Raw genomic sequence first — 15,524 nt, 5'->3', positions numbered from 1 at the left:
TCCATGCGGCGCCTTTCTACTTGCGGGCGAGCTTCACGTCCTTGGGTTGCAGCATGTCGCCGGTCTTGTTGCCGAAGGCATTGCGCTGGAAGGTGATGACGGCGGCGATTTCGGTATCGGAGAGCGCGGCCCACGACGGCATCGCGTTCTTGCCGGTCAGCACCAGATGGACGTGGCCACCGATCGGCCCGTTGGCGACCCTGGAGCCGGCGATGGCCGGGAAAGCCCCGCTGCCCATGCCGTTGGCCTGGTGACAGGACTGGCAGTTGGCCTCGTAGACCTTTTGACCACGGGTGACGAGGTCGTCGCGAGTCCAGACCTTGCTCGGATCGTCGGCCATTGCCTTGGCGGCCGCCTGCTTCTGCGACACGTAGTCCTTGAACTGTGCCGCACTGACGACCTTGACGACGATGGGCATGAAGCCGTGGTCCTGGCCGCAAAGTTCGGAGCACTGGCCGCGGAACGTGCCTTCGCGCTCGGCCTTGAACCAGGTGTCGCGGATGAAGCCGGGAATCGCGTCCTGCTTGACGCCGAAGGCCGGCATTGCCCACGAGTGGATCACGTCGTTGCTGGTGGTGAGGATGCGCACCTTCTGGCCGACCGGTACCACGAGCGGTTCGTCGACTTCGAGCAGGTAGTGCTGGCCCTTCTCGCTATTGCCGCGGTAGTTGTCGATCTGGCCGCGCGGCGTTGTCAGCTTGCTCTTGTAGCCGAAGCCGTAGTCGACGTAGTCGTAGCCCCAAAACCACTGGTAGCCGGTGGCCTTGACCGTGAGCGTGGCGCCGCGGCTGTCCTTTTGCGCCAGCACGACCTTGGCCGCAGGCCAGGCCATCACCGCGAGGATCAGCGCCGGGATCACGGTCCAGAGCACTTCGACGGTGGTGTTCTCGTGGAAGGGGCGGGCCTTGTGGCCGAGCGATTTGCGGTGGCGGAACACCGCATAGAACATCACGCCGAACACCGCGATGAAGATCACGATGATGATCACCATGATCCAGGTATGCAGGTCGGAAATGTCCTGGGCGATGAGGGTTTGCGGTGTCTGGAATCCGGTGCGGCTGTCCGCCGCAGCGGTATGCCATGCCAGCAGCAGACAGGCCGGCGCAGCCGGTATGCGTGATACACGCATGGGTACCTCCGTGGCGGGTGTCACGCCGTTTGCAAGCCAGGGGCTCGCCGGCGTATCGGTTTGCTTTCAACGTAGCAAAGAAAAACGCCGGCACAAGCAGGACGTGCCGCCGGTATCGGCCACCACCGACCATTCATCGGTCGGGCTACCGTAGCCGGCTTGCTATCGACTACATCAAGAAATACCGATGGAGGACTGCACAACGCAGCAAGGAGGCCCATCATGGATCTGCATCTGAGCGGTCTGGACGACCATTTCACGCTGCCGCGGACACGCAAGGTCAATGCGTTGCGGGCATTTTCGTGGCTGTCCCGCGGCTGGCAGGATCTGGCCGCGCACCCGGCGCCCAGTCTTGCGCACGGTGCGTTGATCACGCTGCTGGGCTGGCTCGTGCTGTCGCTGGCGTCGCAGAACACCCACCTGTTCACGGCGTCGATCACCGGCTTTCTGCTGCTGGCGCCGCTGGGGGCCGCCGGGATTTACGAGCTCACCAGCGAGCGCGAGGACGGCCGGACGACGTCGTTCGTGCAGTCGATCCGCGACCTGATGAAGAACGTCAGCCAGCTCGCGTATTTCGGCGTCGTGCTGTTCATGATCGCGCTCGCGTGGGAGCGCCTGTCGGCGATCCTGTTCGCGCTGTTCTACGGCGGCGAGGCGGTCACGCTGAGCACCTTCTTTTCGTCCCTGATCGGCGAGTACGCGGGCTTCACGATCGCATGGCTGATCGGCGGCTTCCTGCTGGCCTGCCTCGTGTTTGCGCTGACGGCGGTGTCGATCCCGATGCTGGCCGACCGCGAGGTCGATACGGTGACGGCGATGATGACCAGTCTGCGTGCCGTTGCCGAGAACCTGCCGGCGATGATCGTCTGGGCGGCACTGATCGTGCTGCTGACGGCGGTCGGCTTCGCGACTTTCCTGCTGGGCTTCGTGGTGCTCTTCCCGCTGCTCGGCCATGCGACCTGGATCGCCTACAAGGATCTGGTCGAATAGTGACGGGCGGTGTGCGATGCGCCTGCGTGTGGGCGCGTTGCTCGCCTAGATGCCGAGCCGGTCGCGTAGGTCGTAGTACCAGCCGCCGAGCGCGGTGAACGGCACCCGCAGCAGGCGTCCGCCGGGGAAAGGCAGGTGCGGCAGCCGGGCGAAGGCGTCAAAGCGCTCGGCCTGCCCCTGCAGCACCTCGGCGAGCAATCGCCCGGCCAGATGGGTGAAGGTGATGCCGTGGCCGCTGCAGCCCTGCGAGTAGTAGATGTTGTGGTCGAGCCGGCCCATCTGCGGCATGCGTGACAGCGTGAGCAGGAAGTTGCCGGTCCACGCGTAGTCGATCCGGACATTGGCGAGTTGCGGAAAGGTCTTCAGCAGCCTGGGGACGATGATCGCCTCGACACGGGCCGGGTCGCGGGCGCCGTAGACGACGCCGCCGCCGAACAGCAGCCGTTTGTCGGCGCTGAGCCGGTAGTAATCGAGCAGGTAGTTGCAGTCCTCGATGCAGTAGTCGTGCGGCAGCAGCGTGTCGGCGAGCGCGCCGAGCGGCTCGGTTGCGACGATCTGGCTGCCGCAGGGCATTGACCTGGCCGCGAGTTCGGGCACCAGAGCGCCAAGGTAGGCATTGCCGGCGACGATGACGAAGCTGGCCGTGACTGCACCGCCCGGCGTGTGCACCACGGGCCGGAAGCTGCGTTCGATCCGGATCGCCGGCGAGGCTTCGAAAATGCGCCCGCCGAGCGATTCGAACGCGGCCGCTTCGCCGAGGGCGAGGTTCAGCGGGTGGATGTGGCCGCCGCCGAGGTCGAGCAGCGCGCCGTGGTAGCGGTCGCTTGCGACGATGCCGCGGGTTTCGGCCCGGTCGAGCAACTGCAGCCGCGTGTAGCCATGGCGCTCCCACAGCGCTTTCTGCCTTTGCAGATGGCCGAACTGCCTTGCGGTGATGGCCGCGAACACGCCGCCGGCCTTGAGATCGCAGTCGATCGCGTATGACGCGACACGCTCGCGGATGATGCGCGCGCCCTCGAACGCCATGTCGCCGAGCGCGCGTGCGGTATCCGTGCCGTAGCGTGCCTCGATCACGTCGATGTCGCGCGAGTACGAGTTGACGATCTGGCCGCCGTTGCGGCCGGACGCGCCCCAGCCGACCCGCTCGGCCTCGATGATGGCGACGCTGAAGCCGGCCTCGGCCAGATGCAGTCCGGCCGAGAGGCCGGTGTAGCCGGCGCCGACGATGCAGACGTCGACGTCGAGCCGGTCGGCCAGTGCCGGCCGCAATGGCTGCGGACGGGCGGTGGCGGCGTAGTACGACGGTGCGTGCGGCATTGCGGCTCCGTTCAGCGGTCGAGTCCGGCGATGCACAGGTACTTGAGTTCGAGGTAATCGTCGAGGCCGTATTTCGACCCTTCGCGCCCCATGCCCGATTGCTTGACGCCGCCGAACGGCGCGACCTCGGACGAGATCAGCCCGGTGTTGACGCCGACCATCCCGTACTCGAGTGCTTCGGCGACGCGCCAGATCCGGCCGATGTCGCGGCTGTAGAAGTAGCTGGCGAGGCCGAACTCGGTGTCGTTGGCGAGCGCGATCAGCTCGTTCTCGGTGTCGAAGCGGAACAGCGGCGCCAGCGGGCCAAAGGTTTCCTCGCGCGCGACCAGCATCGCCGCGCTGGCGTGCCTGACGATGGTCGGCTCGAAGAAGCTGCCGCCGAGCGTATGACGACGGCCGCCGAGCACGACTTCGCCGCCGTGGGCGATCGCGTCGGCGATATGGGCCTCGACCTTGCGCACTGCGGCCTCGTCGATCAGCGGTCCCTGCGTTACGCCGGCGTCCATGCCGTTACCGACCTTCAGTTGTGCAACCTTGGCGGCGAGTTTTTCCGCAAATGCGTCGTAGACGCCGGCCTGCACATAGATGCGGTTGGCACAGACGCAGGTCTGGCCGCTGTTGCGGTACTTCGACGCCATCGCGCCGTCGACCGCGGCGTCGAGGTCGGCGTCGTCGAAGACGATGAACGGTGCGTTGCCGCCGAGCTCCATCGAGACCTTCTTCACCGTGCCGGCGCACTGCGCGAGCAGCCGTTTGCCGGTTTCGGTCGAACCGGTGAACGACAGCTTGGCGACCTGCGGGTTGCCGGTCAGCTCCAAGCCGATGTCGGCCGCCGCGCCGGTGATGACGCTGAACAGCCCCGGCGGAACGCCGGCGTCTTCGCCGAGTGCGGCTAGCGCCAGCGCCGACAGCGGCGTCTGCGACGCCGGCTTCACGATCATCGCGCAGCCGGCGGCCAGCGCCGGGGCGACCTTGCGGGCGATCATCGCGTTCGGGAAGTTCCACGGCGTGATCGCCGCGGTGACGCCGACCGGCTGCCTGAGCACGACGATGCGCCTGTCCGCGCCGTGGGCTGGAATCGTGTCGCCGTAGACGCGGCGTGCTTCTTCGGCAAACCATTCGAGGTAGCTCGCGCCGTAGGCGATCTCGCCGCGCGCCTCGGCGAGCGGCTTGCCCTGCTCGGCGGTGAGGATGGCCGCGAGGTCGTCCTGCCGGGCGAGCAGCAGCCCGGCCCAGCGGCGCAGCACCGTCGCGCGCTCCCTGGCGCTGCGCTGCTGCCAGTCGCGCATCGCGATTTTGGCGGCGGCGATCGCGCGGCGGGTCTCGACGGCACCGAGCTTCGGCACTGTGGCGATCGTCTCGCCGGTTGCCGGGTTGCGCACGGCGATCGTCTCGCCGCTGTCGGCGGCTATCCATTCGCCGGCGACCAGGGCCTGCTGGCGCAGCAGCGCCGGGTTCGTCAGTTGCAGCATGGTGGGGTCCTGTGGCGTGTATGCGCCGATTTTACCGGCCGTGCGCCGCGGTTTCGCGCAACGCCGTTCCGAGCATATCGAGCGCTTCGCCGAGCACGGCGTCTGCGATCGTCAGCGGGCAGAGGAAACGGATCACGTTGCCATGGCTGCCGCAGCCCAGCAGGATCAGGCCGAGATCGAGCGCCCTGTTCCTCGCCTCGGTAACGAAGCCGGGCGACGGCCGGCCGTTCTCGAAAAATTCGGCGGCGACCATCGCACCGATGCCGCGGACCTCGGCAATCTGCGGGACGTCGGCGCGCAATGTGGCCAGCCTGGCCTTGATCGCATCGCCGATCACGATGGCGCGTTCGCACAGCCGCTCGTCGTCGATCACGTCGAGCACGGCCAGCGCGGCGGCGACGCCGAGCGGATTGCCGCCGTAGGTGCCGCCGAGTCCGCCCGGTGCCGGCGCGTCCATGATCCCGGCGCGGCCGCAGACGCCGGCGAGCGGAAAGCCGCCGGCGAGCGACTTGGCCACCGTGATCAGGTCGGCCTCGACGTCGTGGTGTTCCATCGCGAACAGCCTGCCGGTGCGGCCGAAGCCGGTCTGGATCTCGTCGGCGATCAGCACGATGCCGTGCTCGTCGCAGATCGTCCGCAGCGCGCGCAGGAACTCGGGCGGCGCCGGATAGAAACCGCCTTCGCCCTGCACCGGCTCGACGATGATCGCCGCGACGCGGGTCGGCTCGATCGACGTCCTGAACAGGCTGTCGATGCCGGCGATCGCATCGTCGCTCGATACGCCGTGCAGGGGATTCGGGAACGGCGCGTGGTAGATGTCGGCCGGGAAGGGGCCGAAGCCGAGCTTGTACGGCGCGACCTTGCCGGTCAGCGCCAGCGCCAGCAGCGTGCGGCCATGAAAGCCGCCGGCGAACGCGATTACGCCGGGGCGGCCGGTATGGGCACGGGCGAGCTTGACGGCGTTCTCGACCGCCTCGGCGCCGGTGGTGACGAAAAAGCTTTTGACCGGCGCGGTGATCGGCGCCCGGGCATTGAGCTTTTCGGCCAGTTCGACGTAGCCCGGGTACGGCATCACCTGGTAGCAACTGTGCGAACAGCGTTCGAGCTGCGCGGCGACCGCCGCCTGCACCTTCGGATGCAGGTGGCCGGTATTGAGCACGCCGATGCCGCCGGCGAAGTCGATGTAACGGCGCCCCTCGACATCCCAGACCTCGGCGTTGCGCGCGTGCGCGACGAAGACCGTGGTGTTCAGGCCGACGCCGCGCGGCGTGGCGGCCAGCCGGCGTTCGTTCCAGCCTGCATTCGATTCGGACATGCTTCCTCCTGTTGCCCGAGGCAACGCTGATGTGTCGAGTCGTCCGCCTAGACGAACAGCAGCAGGTGGCGACGCTCCCACGGACTGATGACGCGCGCGTATTCGAGGTACTCGGCCTGCTTGACCGCGCAGTAGGCCTTGATGAACGACTCGCCGAGCACGGCGGCGATCGCCGGGTCGGCGCCGAGCGCGTCGATGGCCTCGTCGAGGCCGTGCGGAAACGCGAACGGCAGGCCGTAGGCGTTGCCGGCCAGCGGTGGCGTCGGCGCGAGCCGTTCGGCGATGCCGAGGTAGGCCGCCGCCAGCGTCCCGGCAAGCACGAGGTAGGGGTTGCAGTCGACGCCGGGCAGCCGGTTCTCGATCCGCCGCGCGTCCGGCGACGAGTGCGGCACGCGGATGCCGCAGGTGCGGTTGTCGAAGCCCCACTGGACATTGATCGGCGCGGCGGTGTGCCGCACCAGCCGGCGATAGCTGTTCACATACGGCGCGAACAGCGCGATCAGCTTGGGGAAGTATTTCTGCATTCCGCCGATGCACTGGTGGAACAGCTCGCTCGGCGTGCCGTCGTCGTTCGAGAACACGTTGGCGCCAGTCGCACGGTCGATCACGCTCATGTGCACGTGCATCGCCGAGCCGGGCTCGCTCTCCATCGGCTTGGCCATGAAGGTCGCGTACATATTGTGGCGGATCGCCGCCTCGCGCACGGTGCGCTTGAACAGGAAGACCTGGTCGGCGAGGTCGAGCGCCTCGCCGTGCAGGAAGTTGATTTCCATCTGGCAGGCACCGACCTCGTGGATCAGCGTGTCGATCTGCAGGTGCTGCGCGTCGCAGTAGTCGTAGACGTCCTCGAACAGGTCGTCGTACTCGTTGACCGCGTCGATCGAGTACGCCTTGCGGCCGGTTTCGGGCCGGCCGGTGCGACCGACCGGGGGCTGCAGCGGCAGGTCCGGGTCGCGGTTGACGTCGACGATGTAGAACTCCATTTCCGGCGCGACCACCGGCTGCCAGCCGCGTGCCTCGTAGAGCTGCAGCACCCGGCGCAGCACGTGGCGCGGCGACATCTCGACCGGCCTTCCGTCGTGGTAGTAGCAGTCGTGGATCACCTGGGCGACCGGATCCTTGGCCCACGGCACCAGCCGGATGCTGTCCGGGTCGGGCAGCAGCACCATGTCCGGGTCGGTATCCGGCACGATGTCCTCGGCGTACTCGCCGGTCACCGTCTGCACCAGCACCACCTGCGGCAGCCGCATGCCTTCGTCCTCGCTGAACTTCTCGCGCGGCACGATCTTGCCGCGGGCAATGCCGGTGAAGTCCGGCGTGATGCACTCGACCTCGGTGATCCGGTTTTCGCGCAGCCAGTCGCTCAGTGCACTCATGCCTGCCTCCCGTGTGCTGCCGCCCGTTCGGCGCAGGCCGCGCCGAATGCGCCGAACAGCGCGCTCGACAGCGGGTTGTCGCGAAAGCGCCATTCGGGATGCCACTGCACCGCCAGCGCAAAGCCGGCGCCGTCGACGCGGAAGGCCTCGACCAGCCCGTCGGGCGCATGCGCCTCGGCGACCAGCCGGGCGCCGAGCGTCGCGATCCCCTGCTGGTGCAGCGAGTTGACCCGCAGCGTGCGCTCGCCGAGCAGCGCGTGCAGGCGGCCGCCTTCGACCAGCGTGACCTCGTGCGCCGGCGCGTACATCTCGTCGCGGCTGCCCTTGGGTTCGCGGTGGTCGAGCATCTCCGGCACCGCGTGCACCGCCGTGTGCAGGCTGCCGCCGAAGGCGACGTTGACCTCCTGGAAGCCGCGGCAGATGCCCAGGAGCGGCACGCCGGCATCGACGGCGGCGCGGATCAGCGGCAGCGTCGTCGCGTCGCGCCGCGCGTCGTTGAAATCGCCGGCGACCGGCGTGCCGCCGTAGTGTTGCGGTTCGATGTTCGACGGGCTGCCGCTGAGCAGCAGTCCGTCGATCCGCGCCAGCACCTCGTCGGGCGCAACGGCGTCGCCGAATGCCGGAATCAGGAGTGGCAGCCCGCCGGTGCCGCAGGCGGCTTCGACGTATTTTTCGGCGACCAGATGAAAGAACTGCGTGCCGTTCAGCCACCAGCGGCAGCAGGGAATGCCAATCACGGGTAAGGCCATGATGTATCGGGCCGGACGCGGCATCCGGCTCGCCTCGATGGGATCGAAAGGGCGCGGTGCGAAGCACCCCGCAATCCCAGTCTAGGAAACGTATAAAGATATTGGACAAGCGCCGCTTCGGCCCATCTGGCCACGACAGGTGCGCGAGGCCGTGCGGATGGCGGTTCCCGCCCGGCTTGCATCGGAGTCGGGCGACGGCTTGGCCGCGATGTGGCCGGCAGTACCGGCGCCGTGTCGTGCGACTCCCCCGCCGGCCGGTGCGTCCGCAATCCCGCCGGCAAGACCGCCGAAGCCGTCGGTGCCGACCGTTATTCAACCCCGGGAGACGTTCATGGACACCGACTGGCGGGCCCGCGCCGCGGCGCTGACGATCGAAGGCCGCGCGTTCATCGACGGCCGCTACGTCGACGCCGCGCGCAGCTTCGACACGATCAACCCGGCGACCCGGCAACGGCTTGCGCGCATTGCCGACTGCGGTGAGGCCGAGATCGACGCCGCGGTCGCCGCGGCGCGGCGTGCTTTCGACGGCTGGGCCGCGCGATCGCCCGCCGCGCGCAAGAACGTGCTGCTGCGCTTTGCCGCACTGCTGCGCGAACATGCCGACGAGCTGGCGCTGCTCGAGAGCCTCGACACCGGCAAGCCGGTCCGCCATGCGCTCGGCGTCGATCTCGCGGCGGCGGCGTATGCGCTGCAGTGGTGCGCCGAGGCGATCGACAAGGTCGGCGGCGAGGTCGCGCCGGTCGACCCCAAGCTGCTCGGGCTGGTCACGCGCGAGCCGGTCGGCGTTGTTGCGGCTGTGGTGCCGTGGAACTTCCCCCTGCTGATGGCGAGCTGGAAGTTCGCCCCGGCGCTGGCGGCCGGCAACGCGGTCGTGCTCAAGCCGTCGGAGAAATCGCCGCTGACCGCGATCCGCATCGCCGCGCTGGCGCAAGCTGCCGGCGTGCCCGACGGGGTGTTCAACGTCGTTCCCGGCGGCGGCGACGCCGGCCGGCTGCTGGCGCTGCACGGGGACGTCGACTGCATCAGCTTCACCGGCTCGACCGCGACCGGCCGGCAGATCATGCAGTGCGCGGCACAGTCGAACCTCAAGCGTGTCTGGCTCGAACTCGGCGGCAAGTCGCCGAACATCGTCCTCGCCGATTGCCCGGACCTGCACGCCGCGGCGCGCGCCGCGGCCGACGGCGTGTTCTTCAACCAGGGCGAAATGTGCTCGGCCGGCTCGCGCGTGCTGGTCCAGCGCGAAATCTACCCGGCCTTCGTCGACGCGCTGATCGTGGCCAGCCGCGCTTACCGGCCGGGCGACCCGCTCGAACCGGCGACGCAGATGGGCGCCATCGTCGACGAGAGCCAGTACCGGCGCGTGCTCGGCTTCATCGACGCCGCCCGCGCCGAATCAACGCTGCTTGCCGGCGGCAACGCCGTGCTGGCGGAGACCGGCTATTTCATCGAACCGACGATCTTCGCCTGCGAGCCGGCGCACCGGATCGCGCGTGACGAGGTCTTCGGCCCGGTGTGCTCGGTCATCGTCTTCGACACGCTCGACGAAGCGATCGCGATCGCCAACGACAGCGACTACGGGCTGGCGGCCGCGGTGTGGACGCGCGACCTGAGCACCGCCCACTTGGCGGCAAGGCGGCTGCGCGCCGGCACGGTCTGGGTCAACTGCTATGAGGAGGGGGGCGACCAGAACCTGCCTTTCGGCGGCTACCGGCAGTCGGGCAACGGCCGCGACAAGTCCTTGCACGCGCTGGAGAAATACACCGAGCTCAAGTCGACGCTGATCAAGCTGCATGACTGAGCCGTGGGCATGGGCTGGAACATTTTTTGCTGAAGTCGTTGACAGTGACTCGGCGCTGAAATATACTGGCTTCTCTGTCGCGGGATGGAGCAGTTGGCAGCTCGTCGGGCTCATAACCCGAAGGTCACAGGTTCGAGTCCTGTTCCCGCAACCAGAATACTCGACAAAAAGCCCAAGCTTCTGCTTGGGCTTTTTGCTTTTCGGCGCTCGCCGGCGCAAGGCCGGCGGCATGCCGGGTGGTCAGTCGCGGCGCGGCAGCACCCAGTCCGGGCGCGGGAAGTGGCAGGTGTAGCCGTTCGGGAAGCGCTCGAGGTAGTCCTGGTGCTCGGGTTCGGCTTCCCAGAAGTCGCCGGCGGGGGCGACTTCGGTGACGACCTGGCCGGGCCACAGCCCCGATGCGTCGACGTCGGCGATTGTCGCCAGCGCCTCGCGTCGCTGGGCGTCGCTCCCGAAAAAGATCGCCGACCGGTACGAGCTGCCGCGATCGTTGCCCTGGCGGTCGGGCGTGCTCGGGTCGTGGATCTGGAAGAAGTACTCGAGCAGCCGGCGGTAGGTGATCTGCGCCGGGTCGAAGACGATTTCGATCGCTTCGGCGTGGCTGCCGTGGTGGCGGTAGGTGGCGTGGGCAACGTCGCCGCCGCTGTAGCCGACCCGGGTCGACAGCACGCCGGGCAGCTTGCGGATCAGGTCCTGCATGCCCCAGAAGCAGCCGCCGGCAAGAATCGCGCGTTCGCTCATTTCAGTCTTCCTCCACCTGGTCGAGATAGTCGCCGTAGCCCTGTGCGGCCATCGCGTCGCGCGGCACGAAGCGCAGCGACGCCGAGTTGATGCAGTAGCGCAGCCCGCCCGACTCGCGCGGGCCGTCGTCGAATACATGGCCCAGATGGCTGTCGCCGTGGGCCGAGCGGACCTCGGTGCGGATCATCCCGTGCGTGGTGTCGCGCAGCTCGGTGACATTGGCGATCGGCCGGCTGAAGCTCGGCCAGCCGCAGCCCGATTCGAACTTGTCGCTCGAGGCGAACAGCGGCTCGCCGGAAACCACGTCGACATAGATCCCTGCCGCATGGTTGTGCAGGTATTCGCCGGTGCCGGGCCGCTCGGTGCCGTTCTGCTGGGTGACGCGGAACTGCTCGGGCGTCAGTTGCGCCAGAGCTTCCGGGGTCTTGCGGTACATGGCCATCCTCCTTGCGTTGATGACGAGTATGTGGGGGCCGTGGCGGGTTCGACAATGCCCGCACCCGGCATAGTCGGCACAGACTGCAAAATATGACGGCTCACATCAGCTTGAACTGGTGCGCGTAGCTGCGCGACAGCGGCAGCACCGCGTCGTGCTGTTTCAGGTGCACCTGCTGCCGCCCCAAGAGGTCGCGCTGGATGTGGGCGACGGCGCCAAGGTTGACGATGATGCTGCGGTGGATCTGGGCGAAGCGCGCCGGGTTGAGCTGGAGCAGCAGGTCCTTGAGCGGGGTGCGGATCAGGTGCCGCTCGCTGCCGGTGACGACGTCGGTGTACTTCTGGCTGGCCTCGAAGTACAGCACCTCGTCGAGCGTGACCAGCCGGGTGGTGTCGCCGTGGCCGACGGTCAGCCAGGCCAGCACCGGCGAGGCGGCACGGGGCATCAAGGTCGCCAGCGCTGCGGCGAGGTCGGGCGGCGGCGCGGTCTGGCGCTGCAGCCGGCTCACGCATTGCGCCAGCCGCATATCACTGACCGGCTTGAGCAGATAGTCGATCGCCGCATGCTCGAACGCATGCATTGCGTATTCGTCGTAGGCGGTGACGAAGACGACGCGGGTGTCGCGTGCTGCCTGCGCCACCTGCAGGCCGGTGAGCCCGGGCATGCGGATGTCGAGAAACGCCAGGTCCGGCCGGCGGGCATTGAGCGCGGCGACGGCTTCGACGCCGTTGGCGGCGACGGCGACGATATCGAGCCCGGGCCACAGCGCCTTGAGCCGTTCGGCCAGGCTGGCGGCGAGCAGCGGTTCGTCGTCGGCGATCAGCGCGGTCGTCATGCTTGCGGCTCCCTTTGCAGCGGCAGGGTCAGTTCGGCGATCGCGCCGCGCGGCGGGTTCGGGTACAGCGCCAGCCGACCTTGTTCGCCGTAGAGGCTGGCGAGGCGCTGGCGCACGTTGGCAAGGCCGACACCGTCGCCGTTGGCCTCCAAGGTGAAACCCAGACCGGTGTCGGTCACGCTGAGCCGCAGCAGTCCGTCGGCGGTCGCCTCGGCGCGGACGACGATCTCGCCGCCGGTGATCGCGGCCTCGATGCCGTGTTCGAGCGCGTTCTCGACCAGCGGTTGCAGCAGCAGCGGCGGCAGCAGCGCATCGCGCAAGGCGGCGGGCACGTCGACGCGGTAACGCAACCGTGCCTGCAAGCGAATCGCCGCGATCGCCAGCAGTGGCTCGACGATTTGCAGCTCGTCGGCCAGGTGCGCACGAGGCCGGCGGGTGCGGCCGAGGCTGGCGCGCAGATAGCCGTTCAGGTGGTCGAGCATGGTCTGCGCCAGCGGCGGGTCGGCGACGATCAGGCTGCGGACGTTGGCCAGCGTGTTGAACAGGAAGTGCGGTTCGATCTGCGCCTGCAGCAGCGCCAGTTGCGCGGCGGTTTCGGCCTGGTGCGCGTCGGCGCTGCGGCGCTGTTCGGCGGCGAGCTCGGCGCGATCGCTGACGGAACGGACGTACAGCACGATCACCACGGTCGCGGTGCCGGCGAGCAGCAGGCAACTGACGATCAAACGCCAGTTGGCCAGCGGGTCGGCCAGCCGGCCGCTGATATCGGCGACGCCGAACAGTGCGGCCAGCATGAGGCCGCCCCAGATGCCGACGGGTACCGCGATCACGTGGCCGAGCAGCCTGGGCAGGCCCAGCCAGTTCAACAGCGCGTACTGCGCCCAGATCAGCACGCCGATGGCGTTGGCGATCACCACATTGTCGAACAGGCTGCCTGGGCCACCGAGTGTGGTCAGCAGCAGTGCGATGACCTGGTTGACGACGAACAACAGCGCCAGCTCGTTGCGCAGCGGCCGGTTGAGTTTGCAATGGCGGTGGAGGACGGACATGGGCTCAGAAATAATGGGTCAGCAGGGCTTGCCAGATCTGCCGCTGCGGCAGACCGCCGTAGTTGCTGCGGGCATCACCGGCATCGTACTGCCATTGCAGCGCGACGTCGGTGCTGTCGCCGCGCCAGCGTGTTTCCAGCCACGACAGCCGGCTGTCGTCGCTCAGGTCCTGGCGGACGAAGCCGCTCAGGTCGACGCGCGGCATCAGCACATCCTGCCACTGCGCGTACAGCATCGCGGCGTGGCGGGTGGTCAGGTTCTGGCGTTGCGCCGCCAGTTGCCGGTAGCCGAGGTAAGGGCCGATCGGGCCGGCGCGCAGCGCATCCCAACCGCCGGAGGCGAGCGCGGCGCCGTCGTACTGGTATTCGAGCGTCAGCGTCAGCCTGGTCGCCGCGGTCCACGTCAGGCCGGTGCTGAGCGCGTTGCGGAAGGCTGTGTCGTCGATGCCGAATGCGCGGCCGGCAACGCTGCGCTGGCGGCCGCCGGCCCATTCGGCGTAGACGATGGTCGCGTCGCCGAGCAGTACGCTCCAGTTGAGCCCGAGCTGCGTGGTGTCGCTTTCGTGGTAGAGCAGCCATTGCGGGTTGAGGTTGTCCCCGAAGGAATGACTGAGCGCCAGCAGCCAGCGGTCCTGCGGGTTGCTGGCACCCAGGTCGAGGCTGAACGCGTCATCGCTGGGTGTATCGGCGAGCTTGGGCGAGTACATCGCCGTCAGCGAGCCGCCATCCCACAGCGTCTGGCCGCGCAGCATGACGCTGCCGAGCCGGTTCTCGCGCAGGCTGGCCGGGTTGACCGAGGTGACCGAACGCAGCGCGCCGACCTTGAAGAAGTCGGTCGGGTTGTAGCCGAACCCGGCGCCGTAGCGGGTGTTGATCCGGCCCAGGTCGAGCAGCAGCTCGGTGCGCGGCTGCCAGCCCAGATACGCTTCCTTCAGCATGTTGACGCTGGTCTGGTGGCCGCCGCTGCTGCGCAGGTCGATCCGGTCGGCAAACACGAAGCGCCAGTCGTCGTGAAAGCGCCGGTCGATCCGGCCGTCGAGCGACAGCCTTGCCTCGGCGGGCTGCTCGCCCACGCGGTACTGCGCGTCGGCACCGGCCAGTTCGGCGAGAAAACGCCAGTCGCGCGCGGCCTCGACCTGGTCGGCGGTCTGGTCGGCCAGCTGCAGCGCCGCGTCGTCGTCGGCCGCGGCGGCGCCGGCGAGCAGCGCGCTCGCGGTCACGAGCAACGGTGCGAGGCATTTCATTGCGGCTTGAACCTCGGCAGGAAGTCGCGCTGCAGCCAGCTCTCGGGCACGTCGCGCCACGCGTAGCCGGAAAAGCGCATCACCGTCACCCAGTTCGGGTCGAGGCCGTCGATGATCACCGTCTCGGTCGGCCGGCTGGCGCCGAGCTGTGACTGGTAGCGGCGGTAGTAGGCGGTCTTGAGCAGGCCGCCGCTTTCGGCGAAGAAACGTGCCTTGATCGGCTGCTTGTTCGCCGTGTCGATCCACATCTCGATCCGGTGGTAGGTGACGTCGGGCGCTCTGGCCTTGAGCTCGAGCTTGTACGCGCGGCGCGGTTGCTTGTCGCCGTCGCTGACATCCTCCTCGGCGGCGACGCTGGCGCTGTAGTCACCGGCGAGGTTGACGGTGACGACGTCGCCGTTGGCTGCCTGACCGAGCAGCCGCTGCTGCGGCGAGATGCGGATCGCCGCCTTGCTGGCCGGATCGTAGAACCACAGGTCGTTGCCGCTCTTGAGCATCAGCTTGTCGGCGTCGCGCTTCGGCGCGATGAAGCGCAGCAGGCTGCGGAACTGGCCGCCGTTCGCGTCGGCACGCGAATACACGGCCAGCGTGCTGGTGTCGGTCTGCTTGCCGTTGCGGTACTCGACCAGCGTGGTCGTCAGCCCGAACGGCTTGTCCGGATTGCGCACCGCATCGCTGGCGGCGAGCAGCGCCTGCGCGTCGGGGGCGGCGTGGGCGGGGGGGCGAGCAGGCTAATGGTCAGGATGAGTGCGGATGTATTCACGATTGCCTCGACAACTGAGCGCCATTGGCGCTTTTTTTGGACGCCGGTTTCGCCCGGCGGACGAGATACTTTCTTTTGCTTCGCCAAAAGAAAGTATCCAAAGAAAAGGCGACCCTGCATCCGCACCCCTTCGGGGTACCCTCGCAACCCAGCCTGCCACGGCGGGAGTCGCAAACTCGCCCTGCGGGCTCAGACAGCGGCTCCCGCAACCCCGCGCCTGGCTGCGCTGCTCGGCGCTTCTGAAGGGAAACCCGCCGCGGTCCCTAGCCCACTCAAGCGGTGGCTCAAGGCGTGCAAAACCATGCCGGCTTGACCTT

14 protein-coding genes and 1 tRNA gene are annotated in these 15,524 nt (G+C 68.1%); 3 read left to right on the top strand and 12 right to left on the bottom strand.

The window, feature by feature from the left end; all coding sequences use genetic code 11:
* Nucleotides 1-16: 16 nt before the first annotated feature.
* Nucleotides 17-1,129, bottom strand: a complete 1,113-nt coding sequence (gene coxB / locus BJP62_RS10330) for a cytochrome c oxidase subunit II (protein ID WP_083300839.1) — start codon at nt 1,127-1,129, stop codon at nt 17-19.
* 222 nt (nt 1,130-1,351) lie between these two features.
* Here coxB and BJP62_RS10325 point away from each other — a divergent pair, with 222 nt between their 5' ends.
* Nucleotides 1,352-2,119 (top strand): DUF2189 domain-containing protein, encoded by a 768-nt coding sequence (locus BJP62_RS10325; RefSeq protein WP_070529558.1) that lies wholly within the window; start codon nt 1,352-1,354, stop codon nt 2,117-2,119.
* Between the two features lie 45 nt (nt 2,120-2,164).
* Here the strand turns inward: BJP62_RS10325 and BJP62_RS10320 are convergent, their stop codons facing one another.
* From BJP62_RS10320 to BJP62_RS10300, 5 genes are read right to left on the bottom strand one after another with little or no spacing between them, the layout of a single operon-like run.
* Complete coding sequence (locus BJP62_RS10320; protein WP_070529557.1) at nt 2,165-3,436, bottom strand: FAD-binding oxidoreductase; 1,272 nt, start codon at nt 3,434-3,436, stop codon at nt 2,165-2,167.
* Between the two features lie 11 nt (nt 3,437-3,447).
* The gene (locus BJP62_RS10315; protein WP_070529556.1) at nt 3,448-4,908 is read right to left on the bottom strand and encodes an NAD-dependent succinate-semialdehyde dehydrogenase; all 1,461 of its coding nucleotides are present in this window, start codon (nt 4,906-4,908) and stop codon (nt 3,448-3,450) included.
* Between the two features lie 31 nt (nt 4,909-4,939).
* Complete coding sequence (gene gabT, locus BJP62_RS10310) at nt 4,940-6,223, bottom strand: 4-aminobutyrate--2-oxoglutarate transaminase (protein WP_070529555.1); 1,284 nt, start codon at nt 6,221-6,223, stop codon at nt 4,940-4,942.
* A 47-nt stretch (nt 6,224-6,270) separates the two neighbouring features.
* A complete protein-coding gene (locus tag BJP62_RS10305) occupies nt 6,271-7,599 on the bottom strand; it encodes a glutamine synthetase family protein (RefSeq protein WP_070529554.1) in 1,329 nt (442 codons plus the stop codon).
* A complete protein-coding gene (locus BJP62_RS10300) occupies nt 7,596-8,348 on the bottom strand; it encodes a gamma-glutamyl-gamma-aminobutyrate hydrolase family protein (protein ID WP_070529553.1) in 753 nt (250 codons plus the stop codon). Before BJP62_RS10300 ends, BJP62_RS10305 begins: the two co-directional genes overlap by 4 nt.
* 331 nt (nt 8,349-8,679) lie before the next feature.
* Between BJP62_RS10300 and BJP62_RS10295 the strand changes: the two genes are divergently transcribed.
* Together BJP62_RS10295 and BJP62_RS10290 are read left to right on the top strand one after the other, a co-directional pair.
* Nucleotides 8,680-10,146, top strand: a complete 1,467-nt coding sequence (locus BJP62_RS10295; RefSeq protein WP_070529552.1) for an aldehyde dehydrogenase family protein — start codon at nt 8,680-8,682, stop codon at nt 10,144-10,146.
* Between the two features lie 78 nt (nt 10,147-10,224).
* Nucleotides 10,225-10,300 (top strand) — tRNA-Met (locus tag BJP62_RS10290).
* Nucleotides 10,301-10,386: 86 nt separating this feature from the next.
* Here BJP62_RS10290 and msrA read toward each other — a convergent pair.
* The 6 genes from msrA to BJP62_RS10260 form a co-directional block, all read right to left on the bottom strand.
* Nucleotides 10,387-10,884 carry a peptide-methionine (S)-S-oxide reductase MsrA gene (msrA, locus tag BJP62_RS10285; protein WP_070529551.1) on the bottom strand — a complete coding sequence of 166 codons (498 nt, stop codon included), beginning with the start codon at nt 10,882-10,884 and terminating at the stop codon, nt 10,387-10,389.
* Nucleotide 10,885: 1 nt separating this feature from the next.
* Nucleotides 10,886-11,326, bottom strand: a complete 441-nt coding sequence (msrB, locus tag BJP62_RS10280) for a peptide-methionine (R)-S-oxide reductase MsrB (protein WP_070529550.1) — start codon at nt 11,324-11,326, stop codon at nt 10,886-10,888.
* Between the two features lie 94 nt (nt 11,327-11,420).
* Nucleotides 11,421-12,155 carry a LytTR family DNA-binding domain-containing protein gene (locus tag BJP62_RS10275; RefSeq protein WP_070529549.1) on the bottom strand — a complete coding sequence of 245 codons (735 nt, stop codon included), beginning with the start codon at nt 12,153-12,155 and terminating at the stop codon, nt 11,421-11,423.
* Nucleotides 12,152-13,201, bottom strand: coding sequence for a sensor histidine kinase (locus BJP62_RS10270; RefSeq protein WP_070529548.1), 1,050 nt, complete (start codon nt 13,199-13,201; stop codon nt 12,152-12,154). The genes BJP62_RS10275 and BJP62_RS10270 overlap by 4 nt, the downstream gene beginning before the upstream one ends.
* 4 nt (nt 13,202-13,205) lie before the next feature.
* Complete coding sequence (locus tag BJP62_RS10265) at nt 13,206-14,444, bottom strand: hypothetical protein (protein ID WP_070529547.1); 1,239 nt, start codon at nt 14,442-14,444, stop codon at nt 13,206-13,208.
* Nucleotides 14,441-15,112, bottom strand: a complete 672-nt coding sequence (locus tag BJP62_RS10260; protein ID WP_236943594.1) for an outer membrane lipoprotein-sorting protein — start codon at nt 15,110-15,112, stop codon at nt 14,441-14,443. Before BJP62_RS10260 ends, BJP62_RS10265 begins: the two co-directional genes overlap by 4 nt.
* Between the last annotated feature and the right edge of the window lie 412 nt (nt 15,113-15,524).

The sequence above is a fragment of the Jeongeupia sp. USM3 genome, assembly GCF_001808185.1.
Lineage (GTDB): Bacteria > Pseudomonadota > Gammaproteobacteria > Burkholderiales > Chitinibacteraceae > Jeongeupia.
Note: the sequence above shows the minus strand (reverse complement) of the source record. Positions and strands in the feature narration are given on the sequence as shown.